The organism is Bartonella sp. MR168JLCBS (assembly GCF_042194175.1).
In genome coordinates this window covers 1-2,317 of record NZ_JBHIMP010000040.1, presented here as the reverse complement: position 1 = coordinate 2,317, position 2,317 = coordinate 1, and the positions used below count along the sequence as shown (strand labels likewise).

1 pseudogene is annotated in these 2,317 nt (G+C 42.3%); it reads left to right on the top strand.

Features of this window, described 5'->3' with window-relative positions:
• Window positions 1-2,317 (top strand): annotated as a pseudogene (locus ACFIK8_RS08840) (hypothetical protein); the annotation flags it as partial.

Here is a 2,317-nt window from a genome sequence, read left to right as displayed (position 1 = left end):
TAGTAAGGCTCGAACTCTCTCTGGCGTGAAGGATGCAGAAAAGGACGACGAAGCGGTTAATAAAGCCCAGCTTGATAGAAATGTGAATGCACTTACGAATGAAATTGAAGACGTGCGCTCTGTAGCAGTTTTCTACGATACGGAAGAAGATACAGAAGAGGTCAGTACACTTACCAGAACAGCACCTAAAGCGAAACAAAACAGTGTGACTTTTGGTGATCCCAAAACAGGCACTGTTGCATTGCATAATGTTGCGGCTGGTAAGATTGCCAAGGATTCACATGATGCTGTAAATGGTGACCAACTTCATTCACTAGGCAATAACGTTGCGACATATTTTGGTGGTGGTTCGGCATTTAAAGAAGGTTCTTTGACAGCTCCGACTTATAAGATCTCTAATATTACTGACAATGGTACAGTAACGACTAGTTCATATAACGATGTTGGTTCAGCCTTTGCTGGTCTTGATGCGAGTGTCAAGAATGTGAATACGCATCTAACGAATGAGGTCAAAAATTTTACTGACAAACTAACGAATATTACGCAAGAATTCCAAGGCGATGCTTTGTTGTGGAGCAAAACTGATAAAGCTTTTGTCGCGCGGCATGAAAAGAAGGAAGAGCAAGCCGACGGCACAGTTGTAGTGACACAAGAAAACAGCAAGATAACGTCTCTTGCAGCAGGAGCTATCAGTGAAACTTCAACAGACGCCGTTAATGGCTCACAGCTTCATACATTAGGCACAGGGGTTGCTACGTCTTTAGGGGGTGGTGCTGTCTATAAGGATGGTAAATGGACCGCTCCTACATTCAAGGTTAAAACAATCAAGGAAGATGGCAGCTCTGGAGAAGGGGATTATTCTGATGTAGCATCTGCTTTTGCTGGAGTTGGTAGTTCTATCACGAATGTTAAAAACGAGATTACCAAACAAATTAACAATGAAATTGCCAATGTGAAAGGCGATAGCCTTGTTAAGAAAGATGCAACTACAAATCTTATCACTATTGGTAAAGAAGTAGAAGGCAGTGAAATCAATATTGCCAATAAGGCAGGTGCGGATAGAACTCTTTCTGGTGTGAAGGCAGCGACCAAGGATAATGAAGCCGTTAACAAAGGACAGCTTGAGAAAGGTTTAACGGATCTTTCCAACAGTCTTCAGTCTGATGAATCAGCAGTTGTTCATTACGATAAAAAGGATGGTAAAATTGATTATGCGAATGTGACTTTAGGAAAAGCTAAAGATAAGACAGCAGTAGGTCTCCATAATGTTGCTGCTGGTAAGATTGCCAAGGATTCACATGATGCTGTAAATGGTGACCAGCTTCATTCACTAGGCAATAACGTTGCGACCTATTTGGGTGGTGGTTCAACATTTGCAGATGGTGCTTTTACAGCTCCGACTTATAAGATCTCAAATGTTGCTGAAGATGGTAAGGCAACAGAAAAGTCATACAACGATGTTGGTTCAGCTTTTGCTGGTCTTGATACGAGTGTCAAGAATGTGAATACGCATCTAACGAATGAGGTCAAAAATTTTACTGATAAAGTAACGAATATTACGCAAAAATTTAAAGGCGATGCCTTGTTATGGAGTGATACAGTCCATGCCTTTGTAGCGCAGCATGAAAAGAAGGAAAAAGGAGACGACGGCACAGTTGTAGTGACACAAGAAAACAGCAAGATAACATCGCTGGCTGATGGTTCTATTGTGGTAGGTTCGAGCGATGCGATTACGGGTGGTCAGATTTATGATCTTCGAAAACAGTTTGCTGGCTATTTTGGCGGTGGCGCTGGTTATAATGAGAAGGGCGAATGGCAAGCTCCAAACTATAACTTATCGAATATTGATAAAGATGGTAAGGTAACAGATAAATCACACACCAATGTTGGTTCTGCCTTTGAAGGACTTGATGATAATATCAAAACTGTGAACGCTCGCATTAAGGAAGTCTCTGAAGGTGTTGCTCAGGATTCTTTGAACTGGAGCAAAACTGCCCATGCCTTTGTCGCGCAGCATGAAAAGAGGGAAGAAAAAGACGACGGCACAGTTGTAGTGACGCAAGAAAACAGCAAGATAACGTCTCTTGCAGCTGGAGCTATCAGTGAAACTTCAACAGACGCCGTTAATGGCTCACAGCTTCATACATTAGGCACAGGGGTTGCTACGTCTTTAGGGGGTGGTGCTAAATATGAAGGTGGCGTATGGACCGCTCCTACATTCACGGTTAAATCGGTTAAGGATGATGGTGTTTCTGAAGATAAGGTTTATTCTGATGTAGCATCTGCTTTGAGTGGAGTTGGTAGTTCTATCACGAAT